This is a genomic window from Colwellia sp. PAMC 20917 (assembly GCF_001767295.1).
Taxonomy (GTDB): Bacteria; Pseudomonadota; Gammaproteobacteria; order Enterobacterales; family Alteromonadaceae; genus Colwellia_A.
This window is the reverse complement of sequence record NZ_CP014944.1, coordinates 4,214,612-4,238,362: the sequence shown is the minus strand read 5'-3', so window position 1 is coordinate 4,238,362 and position 23,751 is coordinate 4,214,612. Positions and strand designations below refer to the sequence as shown.

Sequence of the window (23,751 nt, the reverse complement as noted above, 5' to 3'; positions counted from 1 at the left end):
ATCATGTCACGAGAAAAACTGGAGGTGGCGGATGTGTTTCGTGCACACGGTCAGCAGTGGCGTGATGAACATCAGGGGCATGTCAGTTTAGCGCAACTCAAAGTGATGTCTGGTGTTGAGCATTGTCGTAGTGAGGTACTTGGCGGTCATGTTTTGTATTGCCCTGCGTGTAAGCATGTGCAAATTGCTTATAACTCGTGTCGCAATCGACATTGCCCTAAGTGTCAAGCAAGTGCAGCGAAACGTTGGCTGGAGGCTCGGCAAACTGAACTACTTCCTGTTGATTATTATCATGTGGTTTTCACCTTGCCACAAGCTATCAGCGAATTGGCCTATTACAACAAGTCTGTGATGTATGGCTTGTTACTCAAAGCTGCCGCAAAAACACTGTTAACGATTGGCGCTGACACCAAACACTTAGGTGCGCGTTTAGGGGTAACTTTTGTATTGCATACGTGGGGCAGTGCCATGACGCATCACCCTCATGTGCATGGCATTATTCCTGGTGGTGGTTTATCACTTGATGGTGATAAATGGGTATCGTGTAAAGCTGGATTCTTTTTGCCTGTGCGTGTGTTATCGCGTTTGTTTCGACGGTTATACCTTGAGGGATTACGTGAAGCGTATGAGCATAATAAATTACTGTTCTTTGGTGATTGCTTACCTCTTGAGGACGAAATACCTTTTTTGGTGTGGCTAAACAATCAACGTAAAGTTGAATGGGTGGTTTATGCCAAACGGCCTTTTTCTGGGCCTAAAGCGGTATTAGCGTATCTATCTCGATATACCCATCGTGTCGCTATTGCGAACTCTCGACTGGTTGGTATGGATAAACAAACGGTGAGTTTCAAGTGGAAGAATTATCGTGTGAAAGAACAAAATAGGCACCGCACTATGACGCTGACTAAGGATGAGTTCATCCGGCGTTTCTTATTGCATGTATTACCGAGTGGCTTTCACCGTATTCGACATTATGGTTTAACGGCCAATACGGGACGTAAAAAGAATTTGGCTAAAGCACGACAATTACTGAATGTTAAAGTACCTATGGCACTACCCGATGAAGACAAGACTGATGAGGAAAAAGCTCATGAGCCTTTACCTACCTTTATTTGTCCGTGTTGTGGCGCAAGCATGGTAGTGACAGAAGTATTGCTTCATTTATATTTACCGCGAGCACCACCTAAACGGCTAAGTTAGTTGTGACAGATGAGTAAGGCTAAATTATCGGCAATGGGGATAAGGGATAGTTATGGTTTGTTTGCTCAATATTGTCGAATATTCGCTATAATAAAGTGATGTTAGAGAAAAGTATCATGATGAAAATCACAATAAAGCCATTAAATAGTGTCGATAAAAGATGCTCCCCAATATTTCACCAGCGTAGACCCAAAGACAATTAAGCAATCCCCATAGCACCGAGTTAACTTCCCGCGGTTTCCACTTTGAGGGCCTTTTAGACATCAGCCGCTAGGTCGCAGATGTTGATAGGCTCTGTCGCATGGCTGATATCTTAAAACCTTAACTAAGAAGACCTTAGTTTTTCAACTCGTTATGTAAAGCGCACAAAGTTATCCTAAGTATTGCCAGTTGAACCTCAAATATTATAACTGAACAGTCGTTTTTTCAAAAAAAAACCTTAACTGCATCCCTTTAAAAAACTACCAACCGTAAATGAGACTAATATCAATCGTTATGTGCAGTCACACTTGATAATAAACTTACCGTTAACCTACAATGCGTTTTATCTGTGTCTGCAGATAAAACGTAAACTAAAATCTAAAACATAGTTTGATTGGCTTCTTTGAAGTTTAGCTTGGCATAAATCAATAAAAAAATACCACCCGCAACGATAATAGCCGTTAAATATAAGGCATAGTTATAAGTGGTAAATTGTTCAATAAGTGCCACACAATACAAGGGAGCAATAATTTGGCCAAGGCCGTAAGCTGATGTGATTGCGCCCATGATAAAGACCGGGTTTTTATTGGACAGCTGGCCAGCAAAATTCATAAACAAAGCAACTAAACCTATAAATGTTGCTCCAAAAAACAAACCACTAATAAGGTTCATAATAATATTATTCGAAAAAGTAGGAATTAAGATACCAACAATCTGCAACAACATAGCGGCCATCATGATATTAATACTGCCAAAGCGATGTGCTAAACGCATCCATATAATACAAGAAGGGATGCCAGCAATACCAACGGCTAACCATACATAGCCGCCATATCCTGCTAATCCGTCTAATGAATTGACGATATCAGGCAGAAATGTTGCTTGTACCACCATACCGATACCTTCGGTAAAGTAAGCCAAGATTAAGACAATAACCATAGGTGAAAAAAGCGTTTTATCAAATTTGTGTTTCACCACTTCACTGCTTGGTTGTCTATCAAACCTTAAGATATAAGCCGAATAACAAGATAAAAAAGCGCCAAGGATAGCGAGTACTAGCCATGCATCTTTCCAATCGCCACCAAAATAAAATACCGCTCTCATAACTAAATCAGTAATGACAATTGAAAAACCTAAACCGCTAAAGTGGATGCCCATCGCCTTCGTCTTATTGGTGGCTTTTAGCTTTAACATAACAACAGCAGAGCCAACAACGAGCGCCATTGCCGCACCAAATCCCGCCAATAATCGCGCAATAATCCATAGAGTATTATTTTCGGTAATGCCTAAAACAAAAGAAGAAAGCACACAAAGGCACAAACCAAATCTAAAATACCTAACCTTGGCATGTATATCTTTAATAAAAATAGAAAAAACAGAGCCCATCAAATAGCCAAGATAATTGATTGAGGCAAGCACACCAGCGAAGGCGATGCTGATTGACTCCTCTAGCATAGTCGGTAATAGCGACGTAAAAACAAAACGAGCGACACCAACCCCAACCACAAGGGCTAAGATACCTGCTAATAAAATTGAATGGTTACTGTCTCGGTGAAATTGTGGCATATTTGTCCAAAAAACATTTCTTCGCTATATCTTACACTTTATAACTAACAGGGGAGATAGGTAAATCACCAATAATGATAAATGCTATACAGGATAGTCATGTGAACTACTCGGCGCTAAAGTACCGAGTTTTCTCGACGGTGCTGATAAATAATAATAACCAGAGACTGTATCTTTATAGATTTTTTTACCAAAAATGAGTGCTCAGGCATGATAATATTTAGTGCAATGAATACTTTTTCGAGTAAGTAAACATTATTTCAATGTGTAACGTAATAGCCCCTTTCTATATAGCTTTACTGCACTACCCCACCCTTTATAGCCCCTTTAATTTTTAGATTGTCAGTAAACTATTTGTTGCTATTGGACTCAATGTAAATATGTTACCGTCTAGCTAATGTAATCGCTCAGGTTTATTATTTTTAATGTCATTTGAATTGATTTTTCTGTTCTTTGCCGGTTTTTTTGGTGGTGTGCTTAACTCTGTTGCTGGTGGCGGGAGCTTTATTACCTTCCCCGCACTTATTTTTGTTGGCGTTCCTCCCATTATCGCAAATGCGACCAACACTTTTGCCTCATGTGCTGGCTATATGAGCGGTACTTATGCTTTTCGAAAAGAGATTGCTGCTAATAAAAATCAACTACCACTCATTATAACAATCAGCGTAATCGGCGGTATTATCGGTGCATGGTTATTACTAAAAACACCTGAAGTGCTGTTTCGTGAGGCTATCCCTTGGTTACTGTTATTTGCGAGTGTATTGTTTGTTTTTGGCGGCAAGGTTAATGCTGGACTAAAAAAAATGGCCGTCAATCACCAACATGCCTCATCAATAGGTAGTTTATTACTGATCATTGTTCTGTTAGGTATCGCTATTTATGGTGGTTTTTTTAATGCCGGTTTAGGCATAATTACCCTTAGCTATCTAGCCTTAGCTGGTCACACTAATATCAATACAATGAATGGCTTAAAGCTATTGATATCTTCTGCAGTGTCACTAATTGCTATCACTGTGTTTATTTACAATGATGTGATTGCCTGGTATCAAGGAACTATTGTGCTGTGTGGCACATTAGCTGGAGGTTATATTGCCGCAAATGTTTCACGCAAACTGCCACAAGCCAAGGTCAGGTATTTTGTTATATTCGCAAGTATTATAACCACCCTGTATTTCTTTTATGATAGTTATGCGAGTTAACGTTTAGATAAACTTTCGCCGCGCAACAGCTGATGATATTAATGTGACGGTAAGTTAAGTGGCAGCGTTTATTGATTAAAAATGTAACCTAAGCGCATTTGAATAAGAACCTGGTAAAACTCATAGCAGCTTATGTAAGGCCGATTAAATCCACTTAAATACCATTTGAACGTTCATTTATAAAGGGTTGTTAGGACGTTTCTTAACTTTCTTTAGCTATTTCACGCAATGCTTGTTCAAAAACATCCGCTGGCTGACCACCACTGATCAAATGCTTATCATTGACTATCACGGCAGGTACTGAGCTTATGCCCATCGATTGATAATGGCGTTGCAAAGTACGCACCTCTTCTTCGTATTCATTAGACGCTAATATTTGTTGAGCCTTTTCATTATCTAAACCAACACTTTTCGCTACATCGAGTAGCTTTTGATGATCACTGGGATCGCCACTCTCTTTAAAATATAGATCAAACAAGGCGAGTTTAAGTTCAGTCTGCTTATTATATTCTTTCGCCCAATGAAGCAGCCGATGGGCATCGAATGTATTATATATTCGACCGCCACCACGGTTACCAAATTCATAACCAAGCGCTAAGCCTCGTTGCTTGATCATCAATCTATTTTGCTCACTTTGTTCAACACTAATGCCGTATTTTTCAGTAATGTGTTCGGTAATATCCTGACCTTCTTTTGGCATATCAGGATTGAGCTCAAACGGTTGCCAGGTGATATCAACTGAAATATCATCCGCAAGTTTGGTTAATGCTTGATTTAAAGACTGGTATCCAATAATACACCAAGGGCAGGAAACGTCGGAGACAATGTCTAATTTAAGATGTTTATTCATATTTTTTCAGTTGAAATTTGTTGGTAAAATAACTTAAATTATTTACAGCGTATAAACCGAGTAAAAACAACCTAAGTAAAGAAAAATAACCATGACTAAAATGGTTAGCGACAGATTAACATAAAGTAACTTTATACATTGCAATAACAACCTTTCGCTTCTTTAACAACAAGATTAGCGGCATAACCTTTTAAGTAGTTATTTAACATAGTCTGGGCATAGCCTGACGTTTGCGAGCAAGCTAAACCTTGCCCATAAGGACCAAAATAGACAATCTCACCTGATTCATCTATTAATGCTACAGAGGGCGTTGAGGGAATAACATTGTGCTCATTAATGACAACATTTTTTATTAAAAAATCATTTGCACCCGCCAGTTTATTAAGATCTTTAATATGTTTTTCACTGTACTGTTGGCATTCACAACTCGGTGTAGAGAAATGTAATAGTGTTTTTTGACCCGTAATATTGGCCGGCTTGGCAAAAGGTAGCAAATAACCAGATAGCTCCTGATTTCCTACACCCGCTAATTTATTATTCTCATCAAACTCGACAAGCCTATCTTTTATCAGGTAACCAAATGCAGATAGCGTAAAAGCTATCCACACGGTAAGTACACCCAACTGAATTTTTGTCATTAGTTTATTTGAAACGAGCAATATTAAGTGCCATTGCATTCGAGGTAACACTGACACTATCGGCTTCTGAAGCTAATGCTTGGACTCTTTCTCTGTCGACTAAGGCTGTATCTCTTAACGTTTCGGCACTTTTTGCTATATCTGCAGTGGTTACTGATTGCTGCTCAACCGCTGCGGCGACATTAATCGATATAGCACTGGCATGCTCCACAAGTGCTGACGCTTGAGCTATTTGTTTTTGAGCTTTATCAGCACTTTCAATGACCGATTGCACAATCCCAATACTATGGGTCATTGAGTCTGTTGTTAACTTAGAGTAACTTTTTAACAGGGAAAGCGTTTGACCTATTTTATCAGTACTTTCTTTAGTGCGAGTTGCTAACGCACGGACTTCATCGGCAACAACAGCAAACCCTCGACCTTGCTCTCCTGCTCTTGCTGCTTCTATTGCCGCGTTTAACGCTAATAAATTTGTTTGCTCAGCAATACCACTTATTTCAGATAACACTTTCGAAATAGCTTCTGTAGAGTTAGCGAGATCGTTCACTTGTTCACTGGTCTTTTCAAGTGCAGATGTTAAATTTTTGTTTTGATTATTAATGCTAATAATTTCTTCATTAGATGCCTTCGTAAAGTCAGTAGCTTCTTTCATCTGATCACTTAATTGGGTCGTTTCTTGCGCGATAGATGCTACTGTCACTGCCATTTCTTCTGCTGATGTCGCAATCACTTCAGTTTCTTGTTGACGCTGTGCTGTCGAGCTTTCAAGTTCTTCTTTGGTTCTATTTAAATTTTGTGAGTTAGCATTTAATTCTACAACTTGCTCTTTTACCCCTTGAATAACCTTTGATAATAAGTCTAATAATTCATTAAAAGACAGTAAAGTTCTATTATTATTGGCCCTTGCCTTGATGCTCAAGTCAATCGCATTGACATCAACCGTTAATGAAGTCGCCACTGACGATAATTCTTTGCCCGCTTCACTTTCTACTTTCATAGAGTGTGCTATGTAGCCAGCAATAATAGACTCAGTAATAGCATAAACAGCATGTATTATCACGGTTGAAAAGAGTAATCTATCTTCGTCAAAGATATAAACACCCGTATCATTTACCTGTAAGTAGTAAAAAGAAAAATGGTGTACGGCAACAACAAGAATAGCGGTAATAAATACCCGCCAATCTTGAAAAATAATTAAAAACGCTAAAAGGATAAAGATTTCAAAGTGAACTTCAATTAAGCCCTGTGCTTGATGAATATGCAAGGCTGCAAATATCATGACTGCGAGCGCTGAAACATGACCGGAAATAGCACCATCTCCAGCTGTTTTGTAGAAGTATATAGGCACAAGTAATGCAGGTAGGCCAATGATAAGTGCAGATAAGTATGAGTCGTAGATGAAAGCCAAGAGCAAACTTTCAGCAAATAAAATACATAAAAGGTATGTAAATAGTGTGTTATTTTTATTCATTTTTATCCCGTTATACAGACATTATTAACATCAATTTTACTATTGTTAAAGTTCGATATATGAGGGTTCAATTGCTACCATCTCCAATAAAAACTAACCCTTTAAGTCCCTGTAAATCGCGCTTTAAATCAAGATACCATAACTTTAGTTCAATAAAATTGACAAATCAATATCATAACTATTTAAGTCAGTTAATTTAATAGCTATTGGCTGAGTTAGATGATCCCTAAGCGGTTAAATATTTATAAAAATATGTTTTATTTAGCTTAGCTATGCAGGCGATATAAAAAATAACCCAGTCTCAAGATAAAAACTCAATCATAATGGTGTATCATCTGCCTACTTCTGCTTATAACATTAAACCAATACTAGTGACTTCATGAATTATATTCCTTTAGATGACCTTAAAAATGCTTGGATTTTTAGACATAAAAGCCTGCCGATCGATGATAAAGATAAAACAAAAATAAAACCTATGGTTCAAGCACGCGCACAAGTTGTTTGGGATACCTTTATTAGTCGACAAGTTGACCATCCTGATTTTTTCAAAAAGGGTGATTGGCCATTTGAAGAAACAACCTGGCAGAAAACATTGGCTTGGGAAAGTATTTGGGACAGTGAACAAGCAGAGTTGCCTGCAGAAGTTATTGCTCATTTAGCGTGGGACAATAATACCGTGGTTTATTTTTGTAGTGCAAAAAACAATGTCATTGAAACAACTTGGGCTGTTTTCCAACGTTGTTGGAAGAACTTTCTTTTTATGGATGATGGACCACTTCTTATCGGCAAAAAGCGTAAAGAAGCGGTGCAATTTTTATCTAATGGTCAATGTAAGCTTGGCTTAAAAAAGTAAAAACAGATACAGCCGATTAAATTTAGGCTTAGCGCTTAACATGTTCAAGTTCGTTAATATCGTCTTCACCTGACAATAGCACAGCAAACCAACGACCTTCTTCTGCGTTCTCTAAGCCTATTTTAATGATCATGGTTAATGGCACCGAAAGTAACATCCCCACTGAGCCAAGCAACCAACCCCAAAAGATTAACGACAGAAAAATTACTAGGGTTGATAGCCCTAAGCCTTTTCCTAAATAACGAGGTTCAACAATATTACCCATCACCATATTAATCGTGATATAGCCTAAACCGATAAGGCCTGCCTCAGGTAAACTCAATTGTAATACGGCCAGTGACATCGCCGGAACCGCTGCGATAATAGAGCCAATATTAGGAATATAATTAAGCAGAAAAGCAAGCACTCCCCAAAGCAAGTAAAAGTCTAAACCAAACGCCCAGAGCATTATTGATACTATAATACCGGTAGCAATACTCACTAAGGTTTTTATCGCTAAATAGTTATTTACCGAGGTAAGAAAACGGTCTATTTGCTTTAAGCGCATTTCGGGATCCGCTAAGGCAAAATGTAACTTTTTAGGTAAAGACGAAGCTTCAAAAAGCATAAAAATAACTGTGATGATAATAAGAAATAAATTGGCCATCACACTGCCTAATCCGCTAAGCATATCGGCTGCTAAGCCCATGGCTGCAGCGGGGTCAAAATATTCCATTAATAACGCTGACGATATAATAATATTTTTATCGGCTAACTGCTCAGTTATCCAAATAAACTGTACTCTTAATTGCTCGCGATATTCAGGTAGTTTAAGGGATAGTTCGGTGAGTGATTTTCCAACTAACCCCGCAAGAGATAAAGCAACAATAACGAACAAGGCGATGACTAAAAGTACCGCTATTACTTTGGGTATTTTATAGCGGCTAGCGCGAGCAATAAGCGGGTTACAAATAATAGCGATGAAAACAGAAAGTAAAAAAGGTACTAAAATATTAGCAGCCGTTTTTATCCCTGCAAAAACAATAAACAGTGCTGCGGTTACTACCAGCATTTTTACTGCGCCGCCTGATTTTTCCATTAATCCCATAGTGTTAACTTTATCATTTAAAAAACCTTACTATACCCGAAACTTAAATCTAGTGTTAATAAACTTAAGTTTCGATTGTTAACAAGCAAGCGCGGTTTACATTGTTCGACGGATCAAGGTCAAACTTGACATATTCAATAATCGCCAACAACTTAGCATGCCCATGATACCAACAAATCCGGCGCCAGCAGCGATACCCACTAACCAGTAATTGAAATGAAAGCTCGCCGACATTTCAAAGACTTGCGTTTGCAAGAAAAACACCGCTATTTCCATCGCAATACTCGCCATTAACCCCGCAACAGCGCCAAGTGCAACAAACTCAAACAATACGCTATTTCGCAGTAGTGAACCTTTTGCGCCTAAGGTACGCAATATCGCTAACTCTCGCTCACGCTCTTCCATACTTGCTTGCACTTGTGCAACCAACACTAAACTACCCGCTAAAATAACTAACACTAAAATAAGTTCAATCGCGATTGAAACTTGCTCTATCATGCTGGTCAGTTGTTTCATAATTGCACCAAAATCCATAATTGAGATGGTAGGATATTGGCTTAAAAAGCGATAAACTTCATTTTTTTGCTGGTCTGATATCATCCACGCCGAAATAGAAGTCGACTCTATATCGATAACGGCAGCTTCATTGAAAATCATAATAAAATTTAACTGTCGACTCTTCCAGTTGACGTCGCGAATACTAGTAACCGGCACGGTGAATTCGTCAGTACCAATAGTGAAAGTGAGCTCATCGCCGAGTTTAACATCTAAACGTTCAGCCATACCTTTTTCCATAGAGACTTGCGGTAATGTATCCTCTATTTGCCACCATTGCCCTTCGATAACTTCATTGGTCAAAGGTAATTGCTCTTGCCATGTTAAGCTTAATTCACGGCCAGCACCTTTTCGCTCTTTTGGCTTTTCTTTATCCTCTACCTTGGGTTCGTCTGTGTCAGTCGTTGCTGAATCTTTTTTTTCATCTTCGTCAACTTTGACTGTTTTTTCACCATTGATCGCTGATAAACGTCCTCGAAAAATAGGATAAAACCCCTGATTATCGAGATTGAGCTGCTCAGTAAAAGCTTGCAGTGGTGCAACTTCTTCATTGGCAATATTAAGTAAATAATGATTAGGCGTGTTTTCCGGGAATTGTGCTTGCCACTCATCAATAATTGAACTTTTCATTACCGTTATTAGCAGTAATAACTGAATAGCGATTGTAAAACTGACTAATTGCACACTATTTTCATTGGCGCGGCGCTTTAAGTTGGCTAAAGCCAGATGCCAAGCTTTACCGGCTTTAGCACCGGCACTTCGCCCTGCCCCCATGATTAATCGCCCTAAAAGCAATAAAACACCAGAAACTAATATACCACCTAACAACAATGACAAACTCATAACGAGATCGCGACTAAATAACATCAGTAGCGCAAAGAGTGCCAGTAATGGGATCACTTGATGCCAACCAAACCTTGGTAATTCATTTTTGCTAAAACCGCGAATAACATCGAGTGGTTTCGTTGAAATTAATTCAGTAATAGGATGAATGGCAAAGGCAACCGCACAAAGCACTCCGGTTATCACAGCAGTGATAAATGGTTTAAACGTTAGTTGGCTTTCATCTAATGACAAGTAGCTTTCTATAGCACTCACACCGGCGAGCATCAGCATATAACCAACAACAAGCCCTACTATGATACTTATTAAGCTAAGTAAGCCCCAGTGCAGCATATACAATTTTTTTACATGAGACGTTGAAGCGCCTAACGCTTTAAATACAGCAACCATAGGTTGATGACGTTGCCCGTATCGTCGACTGGCAACCGCAACAGCAACAGCAGCAAGCACAATACCTAACATACTGGCTAACGATAAAAACTTCTCTGAGCTGTCTAAGACCTTTGATAGACGATTTTTTGCTGATTTAGCATCGTACCAATTTTGAGTTTCATTGAGTTGTGGTTTTATCCAGGTTTCAAATGCTTCAATATTGTCACGCTCCCCCGCAAACATATATTGATAATAAACGCGACTGCCGGGCTTTATCAACTGGGTTTTCTCAATATCTTTAATATTAAGAAATATAGTGGGTCCGGCAACAAACATACGGTATGAACGGTCAGGAATTTCTACAATAACACCGGCAACAGTCAGCGGGAGCACCCCTACTTCTATTGTGCCACCGACTTTAACATCTAGACGGCTAAGAATACTTTCTTCAACATAAGCCGTTCCTTGTTTTGGCGCGCCAACCGAGCTGGGTATTTCTTGATCTAGCGACGTTTTAACGAGAAATTCGCCACGCAAAGGATATTTTTCAGAAACAACATCAAGTTCAGATAACAACATGTTATCACCTGAAAACACCATAGAATCGAGTAATATTTTCGAGGCGACATTGAGCGATAAACTATCACTTTTATCAAGATATTCGGTCGGTATTACTCGGTTAGAGCCCAGCACCCGATCGGCTGCTATGGTGTTAGCGCTGTTGGTGATGATAGCTTGCTTAATTTGCTCTGAAAAACCAGTTAATGAAAATACGGTACCGACTGCGAGAACAATCGCTAAAAATATAATGGTTAAGTCACCGCGGCGAAACTCATGATGTAACAGTCGTAATGATTGTTTAACCCAAGTCTTTGATGGTTTTACCCTTAATTCAGTCATCGTTAACCTACTTTCATATGAGCAGGAAGTTCATCTTGATTGGCGTTGTTGAGATTAACTTCTTGTAAAACGCCGCTGTCCATTTCAACTTGACGTTGACAGCGCTGGGCTAATTTTGGATCGTGAGTAACCAATATTAAGGTAGTGCCATGTTTTTCATTTAATTGAAAAAGTAAATCGGCGATATGCACCCCTGTTTTGGTATCTAAATTTCCGGTAGGTTCATCGGCGAATAATACGTCGGGCTTGGTAATAAAAGCGCGAGCAATAGCGACCCGTTGTTGTTCACCACCCGATAATTGTGACGGATAGTGTTCGGCACGTTCACCAAGACCTACAGCTTCAAGTAACGCCAGTCCTTGCTGTTTTGCATCAGGTAAATTTGCCAACTCAGCCGGCAACATAACATTTTCAAGTGCGGTTAAACTGCTAATTAATAAAAATTGCTGGAAGATAAATCCAACGTGATCTGCTCGTACTTGACTACGTTGCTCTTCATTAAACTGGTGCAATGGGTGGTTTTTAAGATAAACTTCACCTGATGTAGGTAAATCTAAGCCCGCTAAAATAGCTAACAAGGTTGTTTTTCCTGAGCCTGATGAACCTACTATTGCTAATGTTTCACCTGTATTGACCGTTAGGTCAACAGGTTGAAGTAGATCAAGAGTTTTCTCTTCTAACTGCACAGACTTAGTTAACGCACTTACTTTTAATATGGCTTCGGAATTTGACTTCATGAATAAACATCCCATTTATATTTTGTTTTTAAGCTTAATAGCTTTAATTTCTATATCTTTTTCGACATTGGCTAACCCTTCAGCCAGGCATTCTATTTTACTACTAGGTGATAGTGTTAGTGCAAGCTATGGAATGAAACAAAACCAAGGCTGGGTTCACCTGCTAAATACACAATTAACTACGCAAAAAAGTCCTTATAAGATCACTAATGCTAGCATTAGTGGTGAGACTACAACAGGCGGTTTATCAAGGTTACCGGGAATATTAGCCAAAGAAAAGGTTGACCATTTAGTGATAGAACTTGGTGGTAATGATGGCCTTAGAGGCTACTCCCCAAAGAAAATTAAAAATAATTTGTTACAAATGATAAAGCTCGCTCAAGATAAAAAAATTCCAGTGACACTCTATCAAATCAAAATCACCCCAAATTATGGGCCTCGTTATAATAAGATGTTCGAACAAGTATTTATTGATGTTGCCGCTGAAACTAACATTAACTTGTTACCGTTTTTTGTTGAGCCATTAGTCACCGACGCCAGTTTAATGCAAAAAGATGGCATTCACCCCAATGTTAAAGCTCAGCCAATTATTGCTGAGTTTGTCGCTAGTCAGTTTACAGAAATAATGGAAAAATAATATGGACTTTATTTGGATTCTATTTGCCTTCGGTTGTGGGATGGCGGCAAAGTCATTTTCATTACCACCATCAATTGGTTATTTATTTGCGGGATTTTTACTAAATTTTCTCGGTTTTCAAGCCGACGACAGTATCAATACATTAGCAAACCTAGGCATAACCTTAATGTTATTTACTATTGGCTTAAAACTTAATGTTAAAGACTTATTAAAAAAAGAAGTTTGGTTAGGTAGTTTGTCTCATAGTGTCACTTGGGTGTTAATAGGTGCTTTGCTGCTAAAATTATTCGCCCTTGCTGCTATTAGCTACTTTGCTGATTTGTCTTTCTACACCTTAGGTTTAATTATTTTTGCCTTGAGCTTTAGTAGTACGGTTTGTGTCGTTAAGCTGATGGAAGATCACGGCGAAATGCGCACGCGCCACGGTAAATTAGCCGTGGGAATTTTAGTGATACAAGATATTGTCGCGGTAATATTTTTAGTGGTGGCGACCGGTAAGTCTCCAACATTATGGGCTTTACTGTTGTTAAGCGCCTTTTTGATAAAGCCGTTAATCAATAAACTTATTGACCAAGTAGGCCACGGTGAGCTTATTCCGCTAACCGGGTTTTTCTTAGCCTTTGGTGCCTATGAACTTTTTGAGTTAGTGAGTATTAAAGGCGATTTAGGCGCCCTGCTCGTCGGGATGTATTTGGCTTCGCACAGTAAAGCCAGCGAAATTAATAAATCATTGATGGGCTTTAAAGATCTCTTTTTAATTGGTTTTTTCTTATCTATTGGCTTTACTGCATTACCCACATTAGAAATGCTTGCTATGGCAGGTCTACTAACTTTACTTATCCCTGTAAAATTTTGCTTGTTCTTTTTCTTATTCACACAATTTAAATTACGTGGCAGAACCTCTTACTTAACTGCACTAGCATTAAGCAATTTTAGTGAGTTTGGTTTGATCATCGCTTCGCTATCAACAAAAAATGGCTGGTTAACAAATGATTGGTTGGTCATTTTGTCCTTGGCCGTTTCCTTATCGTTTATTATTACTAATATCACTTATAACTATGCTCATCAGATTTTCACTCGGCATAAATTGTTTATTTGTAAATACGAAAGAAAAAGTAAACTCAGCGAAGATAACTTTATACAACCTTGTGATGCACCGATTGTTGTAATTGGTATGGGACGCGTTGGTATGGGCGCTTATAAAGCTTTAGACAGCCAGGCTACGGGTCAAGTATGGGGATTAGATGCCGACCAAGGTAAAATCGCTTGGTTAAATGACAATAACGTACAAGCATTTTGTGGTGACGCTGAGAATATCGATTTTTGGGAAAATATAAAAATAGAGAAACTAGAGTTAATCTTGCTCGCTCTGCCACAAATTCAAGATATTAAAAATATAACCTTACAATTAAGACATGCAAATTATCAGGGTCAAATAGCGGCTATTGCTCGGTTTGATGATGAGCGCCAAGAGATTGAAACCTTTGGCGTAGATAAAGTGTTTAACTTCTATACTGAGGCTGGCGTTGGTTTTGCTGAGGAAAGCTTAGCGATGATCAAACCGAATAAGCAGTAATATAATGGCTTTAACCAGTACGCTGGTCACTAAAGATTGATTTGCTAATAAGTAACAGGTCATCCTGTTACTTTGCTTTCACTATCGCCTTTAAGCTGCTCAGTAAATTCATAAGATTGTCAGATAATAAAATAGTGATAGCACGACGAAAAAGCTAAAGCACCCTAGCAGACAAACTCGAAAAAGGTGATCATAAGTCACTTTGTATGTTGCAAGCTTAGCAATGTAACACAGGATTGCTTAAATGCTTAAAATAGACTTAAGGTAATCTTCTTGTTGAAGCATCAAATTTCAAGCATAAAAAAACCGACAATAAGTCGGTTTTTTTATATCACTTATAGCACTGACTCTCTAGTAAACTCGTTACATAAAAAATAAGTGGCATCCCTAAGGGGATTCGAACCCCTGTTACCGCCGTGAAAGGGCGGTGTCCTAGGCCTCTAGACGATAGGGACACTAAAACTATTGAGCAAGTGAACATTGAATAAACAAGGTTCAACTACTTAGAAAAGCATCAAACAAGATTTTCATCTCGCTTTTATGATTGAAACGTTCTTCAACCAAAGGAAACAACAAGACCTAGTTTGTTATACCCTTTTTACCTATTTATTAACTTCCGATAAAGGAAATAAAAAATAAGTGGCATCCCTAAGGGGATTCGAACCCCTGTTACCGCCGTGAAAGGGCGGTGTCCTAGGCCTCTAGACGATAGGGACACTAAAACTATTGAGTAAGTGAACATTGAATAAACAAGGTTCAACTACTTAGAAAAGCATCAAACAAGATTTTCATCTCGCTTTTATGATTGAAACGTTCTTCAACCAAAGGAAACAACAAGACCTAGTTTGTTATACCCTTTTTACCTATTTATTAACTTCCGATAAAGGAAATAAAAAATAAGTGGCATCCCTAAGGGGATTCGAACCCCTGTTACCGCCGTGAAAGGGCGGTGTCCTAGGCCTCTAGACGATAGGGACACTAAAACTATTGAGCAAGTGAACATTGAATAAACAAGGTTCAACTACTTAGAAAAGCATCGGACAAGATTTACATCTTGTTTTTATCATTGAAAAAATCTTTCAATCAAAGGAGATAACAAGACCTAGTTTGTTATACCCTGTTTACTTATTTAATTACTGCCAATATGGCGATAAAAAATAAGTGGCATCCCTAAGGGGATTCGAACCCCTGTTACCGCCGTGAAAGGGCGGTGTCCTAGGCCTCTAGACGATAGGGACACAAATACTATCGTGAAAAGTAAACTTTTCTATTTTAAGTGATAAAAAAGCACTTAAAACCAATATTACTCAAATAAAGATTAACTTAATTAAATAACTTAAAACTTGGTGGAGCTATGCGGGATCGAACCGCAGACCTCTTCGCTGCCAGCGAAGCGCTCTCCCAGCTGAGCTATAGCCCCGCTACAAATTAATAACATGGCCTAATATGCTATAAATTCATTGCCTAACAAATGATTAATCACTCGTTGAAAGCGAGGCGCATTCTAAGCACCCGCCCTAAAACTGTCAACTATTATTTTAGATAAAAAGGTATTTTTTGCAAAGTTTTTAGTTAAGTGTTTACTTAAACGCCAAGTTGACTATTTTTTGTTTAATCAGTGATTTATCAATATCAACTTTTTGAAAGGGCTTTTATTTATCTGCAATTAAGCGATGTCGCTAATGTTAAACGATTATTTATCTACAAGGTGCTATTTTTTCCCTAATTTCAAAGAATACACGTAGGCAAGCTCAATGAAATAAGGGTTTATAGTTTCTTTATGACAAAATTGGGGGTAAAGTTGCACTAAGATATAATAATAAGAATTTTTCATGCAGCTAGAAAAGCTAAATGTTGTCGCTATTGGTGGCGGACACGGTTTAGGTCGTGTGTTATCTACTCTCTCTTTTTTAAAAAAGCAGTTAACGGGTATAGTAACCACAACCGATAATGGAGGCTCTACTGGCCGCTTACGTAAGCGCAGTAGTTCTATTGCTTGGGGCGATTTACGTAATTGTTTAACATTACTTGTTGATGAGGACTCTGTTGGCAGCCAGTTATTTGATTTTAGATTTGATGGGCAAGATGAACTGGGTGGTCACAATCTAGGAAATCTTATTTTATATGCCCTGGGGAAATTGCAATCTCGGCCACTTGATTCGATAAAGCTTGTCAGACGTTTATTAGGGGTTAGAACGCCTTTATATCCGATGTCAGAGACACCAACCGATCTTATGGCCTTCTACCCCAAGGGACGTTGTAAAATAGGTGAACTCTCAGTTGATAAAATGCCGATAATGCCAGAAAAATTATTATTGGCCCCGTTGGTTAAAACCTTGCCTTTGTGTATTGAGTCAATAAGGTCTGCTGATTTGATTATTTTAGGCCCTGGGAGCTTTCTTACCAGCGTTATTCCACCCTTGTTAGTGCGAGATATTACTAAAGCGATTCAGGCAAGCTCTGCTCATTGTGTATTTATTGAGAACTTAGGGCCAGAAGATAGTCCAGCCGCAGCATTATCATTAGATGAGAAACTTAATTGGATCAAAGAAAATATTGGCTGTTTACCTATTGATAGTGTTATTTGTCAAAATGAAACGGTAACATCTACTATTTTACCCGTGATTCATTGCGACCTTTCTAATGGTTCAGACAGTCATAACCACGATAAAGAGAAACTGTTACAGGCATTAAAACTTTGCATAAGTGGTATTGATAAACAAAATAGTATTTCTGCCTAGTTTTTAGACTGTTGATAAAAAGCCGTAAAATGATCATTCATTTTACGGCTTTTTAGTTTTTAGTTTTTAGTTTTTAGTTTTTAGTTTTTAGTTTTTAGAAGCTTCATCTTGACTAATACGGCTAGCAACAGCACCTGTTTGATTTTTATATTTGGCATCTTCACGTTTATTATAAGGACGTGCAGCGCTTGAAGACATAGTTTCAAAATTTAGTGCCGCTATTTTCATTTTAGGGCGAAGCGCCAAAGGAAGCTTACCACTATTATAAAACTCTAAAACAATCTGTCCAGACCAACCGGGATCGATGCGATGCGCGGTAACATGGACCATTAAGCCCAAGCGCGCTAATGATGAACGACCATCCAACCAACCAACGATATTATCAGGTAGGGTAACCGACTCATAGGTAACCGCTAGCGCTAATTCACCTGGATGTAAAAAGAAAGCCTCACCATCAGCGATAACAATTTCATCACTCATTACTGAGTCCATCGCTTTTTGCATTTCAGCTTTGGGACCACTTAAGTCGATATAAGGTGCGGTATGATCTTGAAAAACGCGAAATTCATTACCTAAACGAATATCAACACTTACCCCTGAAATCATACTGCTATCGGGTGCGGGTGTAATAATAATTTCACCTCTTTCAAGCGATGTTTCTATGTCTTTGTCGGACAATCTCATGTTAGTTCTTCTTACGTTATTACTTTAAGGTTAGGGAATTAGCTATAAAGGCTAATCTTCAATCAATATTTTTGCGGTATTTGGACTGCGTGAATCCAACTGCAGATATAATTGTGCAGCGATAGTTCGCGCTATCTTACGGTATTGCTCACTGATGTTACTAGTGTTATCTGTTAATAATGGCGAAACCCCTTGGTCTGCATCGCGACGAATACTGACATCAAGCGGCAGTTGTCCTAAAAGTTGCGTATCATATTTATTGGCAACCCGTTGACCTCCACCTTCACCAAACAAGTGTGAATGGTGACCACAATTTTCGCATTGGTGATAACTCATATTTTCAATAATACCAAGCACAGGTACTTTTACTTGTTCAAACATCGCAATACCCTTTATCGCGTCAGCCAGTGCTATATCTTGTGGTGTGGTAATAACCACAGAAGCTGCCACGGGTACTTGTTGTGATAACGTTAATTGAATATCACCGGTGCCTGGGGGCATATCAACAATTAAATAATCTATACCTTGCCAATCAGTTTCGTTAAGTAATTGACTAAAAGCTCTGCTTGCCATTGGACCTCGCCAAACAGTTGCATCATCCTCATCGACTAAAAAACCCAGCGACATTGCGCTTAAACCATTGGCATTTATTGGCGTGAGTAACTTACCATCATCAGAGCTAGGCTTTGCTCCTTTTAAACCCAGTAATGTAGGAACTGATGGGCCATAAATATCAGCGTCTAAAATGCCAACCGAGGCTCCTTCTGCGATTAACGCATAGGCAAGATTAACCGCTGTTGTCGACTTCCCTACTCCACCTTTTCCAGAGGCAATAGCAATAATATTCTTTATACCTAGGAGTTCATGGCGGCGAACCGGCTTAACATTGTACTTAACATCAAAACGAACGGTTTGCTTAACTTCTTTAGTAAGCATTTCACTTAATAAGTGTATTTCACTATTGCAGGGGAAAGGTAAAGACAATTTAATGACAATATCATTGCCTTTTTCTAAGGTAATTTCAGGGTCAATATCAGGATACAGCATTCCTTGAGGAAAATTTTCACTGCGATAACGATTTAAGCTATCAACAAGCGTTTGTTTAGCGTCACTGGGGAGTGTTTTTGACGAAAATATCTTTGAGAACATTTTAAAAGGCACTTTATCGCGTTTAGGCAATAATTATTAATGAAAAGTAATGACAAATTCTGTACCATTCCCCTCATAATTACCACCAATAAATGTAAACTTTATATGTCGTTATCAGAGTCATCATCAACCGCTAAAAATAAACGTAAAATTCTTGTAACTTGTGCGCTGCCTTATGCCAATGGCTCTATTCATTTAGGTCATTTACTCGAACATATTCAGACCGATATTTGGGTGCGTTTTCAACGTATGCGCGGCCATGAAACTTATTTTGTTTGTGCTGATGATGCCCATGGCACGCCTATTATGCTTAAAGCGCATGAGTTAGGGGTAACACCTGAAGAAATGATCAATGGTGTCCGTGAAGAGCATATGAGCGACTTTGCAGACTTTCATATTAGTTTCGATAACTATCATTCAACGCATAGTCCAGAGAATGAAGCGTTTGCTCACGAAATTTATAATCGTTTGCATGCTAAAGGTCATATTAAAACTAGAGTCATCTCTCAACTATACGATCCAGAAAAAGGGATGTTCTTACCTGACCGCTTTGTCAAGGGCACTTGTCCTAAGTGTCAGGCAGCCGATCAAAACGGCGATAGCTGTGACGAGTGTGGCGCGACGTATTCGCCCACTGAAGTGCTAAACCCGCGTTCAGTTGTTTCTGGCGCAACACCAGTATTAAAAGATTCAGAGCACTACTTCTTTGACTTGCCTGCTTTTAGTGAGATGTTGCAAGATTGGACACGAAGTGGCGCATTGCAAGATGAAATGGCTAATAAGTTAGCTGAATGGTTTGAGTCTGGTTTACAACAATGGGATATTAGCCGCGACGCTCCTTATTTTGGCTTTGAAATACCCAATGCTCCGGGCAAATACTTTTATGTCTGGCTAGACGCTCCTATTGGTTACATGGGCAGTTTCAAAAACTTATGTGATAAAACCGGTATCGATTTTGATGCGTTTTGGGCACTTGACTCAGAAGCTGAGCTCTACCATTTTATTGGCAAAGACATTATATATTTTCATAGTTTATTCTGGCCAGCTATGCTCGAAGGTGCAGGTTTTAGAAAACCAACGGCAGTGCATGCTCATGGTTTTGTGACTGTTAATGGCGCAAAAATGTCTAAGTCTAAAGGCACCTTTATTAAAGGCCGTACTTATTTAGATCATTTAAATCCTGAATATTTACGTTATTACTATGCGGCTAAATTAACCCATAAAATTGATGATTTAGACTTAAATCTTGAAGATTTTGCGCAACGAGTCAATTCAGACTTAGTGGGTAAAGTGGTTAATATTGCCTCACGTTGTGCCAGTTTCATCACTAAACGCTTTGACGGTATGTTGTCAGAAAACATCGACAACCCAGCTCTCGCTGAAGAGGTCATGGCGGCAGGTGACTCTATTGCCGCTCACTATGAAGCGCGTGATTTTGCCCGTGGTATGCGTGAAATAATGGCATTGGCCGACAAAGTTAACGAATATATAGCCGTAAAAGAACCATGGCAGTTAGTGAAAGATGAAACTAAGCAACAAGAAGTGCAAGACATCTGTTCGCTAGGTATCAATATGTTTCGCACCTTAATGATTTATTTAAAGCCAGTATTACCGGTATTAGCTGATAGCACAGCGACGTTTTTAAATGATGAATTAACTTGGGAAGGACATAAGAAATTATTGACGAGCCACAAGATCAATAAATTTAAAGCCTTACTACAGCGTGTCGACATGGATAAAGTTAACGCAATGACAGATGCATCGAAAGACAATTTACTTGTTAAAGATGACGCTGAAAAACCGGTAAAAAAAGCGAAAAAAGAAAAAATCGTCGATAATAGTGCGGCTCTTAATGACCCATTAGGGTGTGATCCTATTAGCGAAGAAATTCAATTTGACGATTTTGCTAAAATTGATTTGCGTATAGTAAAAATCATTAATGCCGAGCATGTAGAAAAAGCTGATAAACTGCTACGTTTGACCCTTGCTCTTGATTCCAAAGAAGAAGGTGGTAAAACACGCCAAGTGTTTGCTGGTATTAAGTCAGCGTATCAACCAGAAGATTTAATTGGTAAGCATACCGTGATGGTTGCTAATTTGGCGCCAAGAAAAATGCGTTTTGGTATGTCTGAAGGCATGGTGCTTGCGGCAGGCCCTGGTGGTAAAGATTTATGGATATTAAATCCTGACGACGGTGCACAGCCGGGTATGCGGGTGAAATAACAACCCTCTGTCAGCTGTTAATACCAAAGAGATAAAAGCAGTGAACGTTCACTGCTTTTTTGTATTATAATTTTCAAATAGTTCGTTACAATTATTATGGCAAAATACTTATGAGTACAATATTTTAATGTTGTTTGTTAAACCACCGTTATTAGTACAAATTATCTTAGCGATGTTTCTTGGGTTGTTGATGGGGTATCACTTTTCAACCGAATATTCAGTGATTGATAACACCGCAAATGCTTTTGTTACTGCCCTGCAAATGACCGTACTGCCTTATATTGTGCTGTCACTAGTTGTTGGTATAGGTGGGCTTACGCCGAGTAAAGCCAAAAAGGTCTCTAAACAAAGTTTATTGATTATCTTAATGATGATAGCGGTCGTACTATTTTTTATTTTTAGCACCCCTTTGTCCTTTCCTCAATGGCAACATGCCGAGTTTTATTCTAATAACACCATACAATCTGTGCCAGAATTTAGCTTGGTTGACTTATTTATCTCGGCAAACCCTTTTAATGCCTTAGCAAATACTTTAATCCCTGCGGTAGTTTTTTTTAGTATCTGTATGGGGCTTGGTTTAATGAAGATTAAATCTAAAAGACAAACCTTGTTAATGCTTTCAAACTTACAACAAGCAACCGCAAACATTAATGGTTTTATTATGAAATTTGCCCCTTTGGGTATATTTTGTATCGGTTGGCGTGCCGCTGTTACTCTTGATGCAAGCCAACTCGATGGTTTAGTTGTTTATATGCTTAGTGCAATAGTTTTGGTAACTCTGCTTTGTTTTGTAGTATTCCCCGCCATTGTTGCTACGGTCACCCCTTTTGGTTATCGAGAAATAGTTAGTGTTTCTCGCGAGCCAATGATCACTGCTTTTGCTACAGGCAGCTTCTTTTCAGTATTGCCTGTGATTGTTGAAAACACTAAAAAATTACTTAAGCAAAAATACCCTCAAGATAGCGATCTTGAAAAAATATCAGAGATTATTGTGCCAATATCTTTTAGTTTACCCGTCGGTGGTAAGCTGCTTGCTTTACTTTTTGTGCTCTTTGCCGCTTGGTTCTCTGGTGCCCATATTTCTTTTACTGATCATATCAATCTAGTTGTTGCTGGCTTGCCACAGTTATTTGGTAGCACAACATTAGCGATGCAAAATTTACTAGAATTGTTTAATGTTTCCGGTGCTATGTTCGACTTTTATTTAGTGGCAGAGAATCTTATTGGCGCTCGATTAAGTGCTATTTTTTCAGTGGTATTTTCTAGCTGTTTACCGCTATTAATTGCCACGGCAATGTTAAAACGCTTTACTATAAAATGGCGTGTACTGCTGCGTAACTTAGCGATAATCCCGCTTGTATCGGTATTGGCATTTATCTCCTTACGTTTTAGTTTTGACGCTATAAGTCACCAGTATCAAGGCTATACCAAATTTATAGAGCGAGACTTTTTGTTCACTGGTGTTGAAAGCAACTACCTCGAAAACAGCCCTGCTAATGCTGTCATCAAACCTACATTTTCTCCTGTGCTAAAACGAATTCAGCAACGTGGTTTTATTAGGGTTGGCTATTTCAGAGATGACTTACCTTACGCCTTTCATAACAATAACGGTAAGTTGGTCGGTTTTGATATTGAAATAATGAATCAACTCGCCATTGACCTCAACGTCAATGTTGAATTTGTAAGAATATTTCATCATCAAGCGGAAGCACTCTTACAATCAGGCTATTTGGATATCACGACAGGTATTCCCGTTATCCCAGATAATATGACTAAATTCACCCTTACGGTGCCTTATTCTCAGCAATCACTGGCCTTTATTGTAAAAGATGAAAGGCGTGTAGAGTTTAAGCTATGGTCTAAAATCATCGAAAATAAAGCGCTGATTATCGGTATACCTGAAACTTTTTTCTACCAAACCGCTGTTGAACGCAACTTTATTCATAATAAGGCCTGGAAAATATCAACACCCAGATTATTCTTTAAAGAAAAGCATCAACATTTTGATGGTATGCTATTTGGTGCTGCTGCAGCTTCTGCCTGGACATTATTATATCCTGAGTACACAGTTATTGTGCCTAAACCTGTCTTAGCACCTATATCTATGGCATTCCCGATTAATCATAACGATCAAGCTTTTGAACTGTTTATGCGTAATTGGATAAATATGAAACAACAAAGCAAAGTTATTGATAAATTATTTAATTATTGGATCAGTAATAAAGCCCCTGTTAAAGCAAATATAAGTAAGTAAGTAACCTAGTGATAA

17 protein-coding genes and 5 tRNA genes are annotated in these 23,751 nt (G+C 38.6%); 8 read left to right on the top strand and 14 right to left on the bottom strand.

The features are described 5' to 3' along the window. Nucleotides 1-3: 3 nt before the first annotated feature. Nucleotides 4-1,200, top strand: coding sequence for an IS91 family transposase (locus tag A3Q34_RS18115; RefSeq protein ID WP_070376614.1), 1,197 nt, complete (start codon nucleotides 4-6; stop codon nucleotides 1,198-1,200). Between the two features lie 579 nt (nucleotides 1,201-1,779). Here the strand turns inward: A3Q34_RS18115 and A3Q34_RS18110 are convergent. Further along, nucleotides 1,780-2,967 (bottom strand): YbfB/YjiJ family MFS transporter, encoded by a 1,188-nt coding sequence (locus A3Q34_RS18110; protein WP_070376613.1) that lies wholly within the window; start codon nucleotides 2,965-2,967, stop codon nucleotides 1,780-1,782. A gap of 425 nt (nucleotides 2,968-3,392) precedes the next feature. Between A3Q34_RS18110 and A3Q34_RS18105 the strand changes: the two genes are divergently transcribed. Then, a complete protein-coding gene (locus tag A3Q34_RS18105) occupies nucleotides 3,393-4,166 on the top strand; it encodes a sulfite exporter TauE/SafE family protein (RefSeq protein ID WP_070376612.1) in 774 nt (257 codons plus the stop codon). Nucleotides 4,167-4,368: 202 nt separating this feature from the next. Here A3Q34_RS18105 and A3Q34_RS18100 read toward each other — a convergent pair whose 3' ends face one another. The 3 genes from A3Q34_RS18100 to A3Q34_RS18090 all read right to left on the bottom strand — a co-directional run bounded on the left by A3Q34_RS18100 (nucleotide 4,369) and on the right by A3Q34_RS18090 (nucleotide 7,125). Further along, nucleotides 4,369-5,016, bottom strand: coding sequence for a DsbA family oxidoreductase (locus A3Q34_RS18100; protein WP_070376611.1), 648 nt, complete (start codon nucleotides 5,014-5,016; stop codon nucleotides 4,369-4,371). 131 nt (nucleotides 5,017-5,147) lie between these two features. Continuing rightward, complete coding sequence (locus tag A3Q34_RS18095; protein ID WP_157471040.1) at nucleotides 5,148-5,654, bottom strand: DUF6436 domain-containing protein; 507 nt, start codon at nucleotides 5,652-5,654, stop codon at nucleotides 5,148-5,150. A gap of 4 nt (nucleotides 5,655-5,658) precedes the next feature. Next, on the bottom strand, nucleotides 5,659-7,125 hold the full coding sequence (locus tag A3Q34_RS18090) for a methyl-accepting chemotaxis protein (RefSeq protein WP_070376609.1): 1,467 nt from the start codon (nucleotides 7,123-7,125) through the stop codon (nucleotides 5,659-5,661). A 379-nt stretch (nucleotides 7,126-7,504) separates the two neighbouring features. Here A3Q34_RS18090 and A3Q34_RS18085 point away from each other — a divergent pair, with 379 nt between their 5' ends. After that, on the top strand, nucleotides 7,505-7,978 hold the full coding sequence (locus tag A3Q34_RS18085; RefSeq protein ID WP_070376608.1) for a DUF2947 domain-containing protein: 474 nt from the start codon (nucleotides 7,505-7,507) through the stop codon (nucleotides 7,976-7,978). A gap of 28 nt (nucleotides 7,979-8,006) precedes the next feature. Here the strand turns inward: A3Q34_RS18085 and A3Q34_RS18080 are convergent, their stop codons facing one another. The 3 genes from A3Q34_RS18080 to A3Q34_RS18070 all read right to left on the bottom strand — a co-directional run bounded on the left by A3Q34_RS18080 (nucleotide 8,007) and on the right by A3Q34_RS18070 (nucleotide 12,472). Continuing rightward, nucleotides 8,007-9,056 (bottom strand): AI-2E family transporter, encoded by a 1,050-nt coding sequence (locus tag A3Q34_RS18080; protein ID WP_070377248.1) that lies wholly within the window; start codon nucleotides 9,054-9,056, stop codon nucleotides 8,007-8,009. Nucleotides 9,057-9,161: 105 nt separating this feature from the next. Then, nucleotides 9,162-11,735 (bottom strand): ABC transporter permease, encoded by a 2,574-nt coding sequence (locus tag A3Q34_RS18075; RefSeq protein WP_070376607.1) that lies wholly within the window; start codon nucleotides 11,733-11,735, stop codon nucleotides 9,162-9,164. Nucleotides 11,736-11,737: 2 nt separating this feature from the next. Beyond that, complete coding sequence (locus tag A3Q34_RS18070; protein WP_070376606.1) at nucleotides 11,738-12,472, bottom strand: ABC transporter ATP-binding protein; 735 nt, start codon at nucleotides 12,470-12,472, stop codon at nucleotides 11,738-11,740. Here A3Q34_RS18070 and A3Q34_RS18065 point away from each other — a divergent pair. Further along, nucleotides 12,471-13,109, top strand: a complete 639-nt coding sequence (locus A3Q34_RS18065) for an arylesterase (protein WP_070376605.1) — start codon at nucleotides 12,471-12,473, stop codon at nucleotides 13,107-13,109. The two genes, A3Q34_RS18070 and A3Q34_RS18065, sit on opposite strands and share 2 nt — an antisense overlap. A 1-nt stretch (nucleotide 13,110) precedes the next feature. Then, the gene (locus A3Q34_RS18060) at nucleotides 13,111-14,685 is read left to right on the top strand and encodes a cation:proton antiporter family protein (protein WP_070376604.1); all 1,575 of its coding nucleotides are present in this window, start codon (nucleotides 13,111-13,113) and stop codon (nucleotides 14,683-14,685) included. Nucleotides 14,686-15,064: 379 nt separating this feature from the next. Here the strand turns inward: A3Q34_RS18060 and A3Q34_RS18055 are convergent. The 5 genes from A3Q34_RS18055 to A3Q34_RS18035 all read right to left on the bottom strand — a co-directional run bounded on the left by A3Q34_RS18055 (nucleotide 15,065) and on the right by A3Q34_RS18035 (nucleotide 16,105). Further along, nucleotides 15,065-15,140: transfer RNA gene (locus A3Q34_RS18055), tRNA-Glu, on the bottom strand. A gap of 185 nt (nucleotides 15,141-15,325) precedes the next feature. Then, a tRNA-Glu gene (locus A3Q34_RS18050) sits at nucleotides 15,326-15,401 on the bottom strand. Between the two features lie 185 nt (nucleotides 15,402-15,586). Next, nucleotides 15,587-15,662, bottom strand: a tRNA-Glu gene (locus A3Q34_RS18045). Nucleotides 15,663-15,847: 185 nt separating this feature from the next. Further along, nucleotides 15,848-15,923, bottom strand: a tRNA-Glu gene (locus tag A3Q34_RS18040). Between the two features lie 106 nt (nucleotides 15,924-16,029). Beyond that, nucleotides 16,030-16,105: transfer RNA gene (locus A3Q34_RS18035), tRNA-Ala, on the bottom strand. Between the two features lie 412 nt (nucleotides 16,106-16,517). Here A3Q34_RS18035 and A3Q34_RS18030 point away from each other — a divergent pair. Beyond that, nucleotides 16,518-17,426, top strand: a complete 909-nt coding sequence (locus tag A3Q34_RS18030; protein WP_070376603.1) for a gluconeogenesis factor YvcK family protein — start codon at nucleotides 16,518-16,520, stop codon at nucleotides 17,424-17,426. A gap of 87 nt (nucleotides 17,427-17,513) precedes the next feature. On the opposite strand, the gene dcd is transcribed toward A3Q34_RS18030, so the two are convergent. Next, entirely contained in the window at nucleotides 17,514-18,110 is a 597-nt protein-coding gene (gene dcd / locus A3Q34_RS18025) for a dCTP deaminase (protein WP_070376602.1), read from the bottom strand. A gap of 51 nt (nucleotides 18,111-18,161) precedes the next feature. Next, nucleotides 18,162-19,259: an iron-sulfur cluster carrier protein ApbC gene (gene apbC / locus A3Q34_RS18020; protein WP_070376601.1), complete on the bottom strand. Its 1,098-nt coding sequence runs from the start codon at nucleotides 19,257-19,259 to the stop codon at nucleotides 18,162-18,164. A 105-nt stretch (nucleotides 19,260-19,364) separates the two neighbouring features. Between apbC and metG the strand changes: the two genes are divergently transcribed. Both metG and A3Q34_RS18010 read left to right on the top strand, forming a co-directional pair. Next, entirely contained in the window at nucleotides 19,365-21,482 is a 2,118-nt protein-coding gene (metG, locus tag A3Q34_RS18015) for a methionine--tRNA ligase (protein WP_070377247.1), read from the top strand. A 127-nt stretch (nucleotides 21,483-21,609) separates the two neighbouring features. Continuing rightward, a complete protein-coding gene (locus A3Q34_RS18010) occupies nucleotides 21,610-23,736 on the top strand; it encodes a cation:dicarboxylate symporter family transporter (protein WP_070376600.1) in 2,127 nt (708 codons plus the stop codon). The last annotated feature ends 15 nt before the right edge of the window (nucleotides 23,737-23,751 follow it).

Excerpts from the sequence above, each read along its gene's own strand:
- A3Q34_RS18010 (WP_070376600.1), top strand. The coding sequence starts at position 21,610 with ATGTTGTTTGTTAAACCACCGTTATTAGTACAAATTATCTTAGCGATG.
- dcd (WP_070376602.1), bottom strand. The coding sequence starts at position 18,110 with ATGAGATTGTCCGACAAAGACATAGAAACATCGCTTGAAAGAGGTGAA.
- A3Q34_RS18105 (WP_070376612.1), top strand. The coding sequence starts at position 3,393 with ATGTCATTTGAATTGATTTTTCTGTTCTTTGCCGGTTTTTTTGGTGGT.
- A3Q34_RS18065 (WP_070376605.1), top strand. The coding sequence starts at position 12,471 with ATGAATAAACATCCCATTTATATTTTGTTTTTAAGCTTAATAGCTTTA.
- A3Q34_RS18070 (WP_070376606.1), bottom strand. The coding sequence starts at position 12,472 with ATGAAGTCAAATTCCGAAGCCATATTAAAAGTAAGTGCGTTAACTAAG.
- A3Q34_RS18095 (WP_157471040.1), bottom strand. The coding sequence starts at position 5,654 with ATGACAAAAATTCAGTTGGGTGTACTTACCGTGTGGATAGCTTTTACG.
- A3Q34_RS18080 (WP_070377248.1), bottom strand. The coding sequence starts at position 9,056 with ATGGAAAAATCAGGCGGCGCAGTAAAAATGCTGGTAGTAACCGCAGCA.
- A3Q34_RS18085 (WP_070376608.1), top strand. The coding sequence starts at position 7,505 with ATGAATTATATTCCTTTAGATGACCTTAAAAATGCTTGGATTTTTAGA.
- A3Q34_RS18090 (WP_070376609.1), bottom strand. The coding sequence starts at position 7,125 with ATGAATAAAAATAACACACTATTTACATACCTTTTATGTATTTTATTT.
- apbC (WP_070376601.1), bottom strand. The coding sequence starts at position 19,259 with ATGTTCTCAAAGATATTTTCGTCAAAAACACTCCCCAGTGACGCTAAA.
- metG (WP_070377247.1), top strand. The coding sequence starts at position 19,365 with ATGTCGTTATCAGAGTCATCATCAACCGCTAAAAATAAACGTAAAATT.
- A3Q34_RS18115 (WP_070376614.1), top strand. The coding sequence starts at position 4 with ATGTCACGAGAAAAACTGGAGGTGGCGGATGTGTTTCGTGCACACGGT.
- A3Q34_RS18060 (WP_070376604.1), top strand. The coding sequence starts at position 13,111 with ATGGACTTTATTTGGATTCTATTTGCCTTCGGTTGTGGGATGGCGGCA.
- A3Q34_RS18075 (WP_070376607.1), bottom strand. The coding sequence starts at position 11,735 with ATGACTGAATTAAGGGTAAAACCATCAAAGACTTGGGTTAAACAATCA.
- A3Q34_RS18110 (WP_070376613.1), bottom strand. The coding sequence starts at position 2,967 with ATGCCACAATTTCACCGAGACAGTAACCATTCAATTTTATTAGCAGGT.
- A3Q34_RS18100 (WP_070376611.1), bottom strand. The coding sequence starts at position 5,016 with ATGAATAAACATCTTAAATTAGACATTGTCTCCGACGTTTCCTGCCCT.
- A3Q34_RS18030 (WP_070376603.1), top strand. The coding sequence starts at position 16,518 with ATGCAGCTAGAAAAGCTAAATGTTGTCGCTATTGGTGGCGGACACGGT.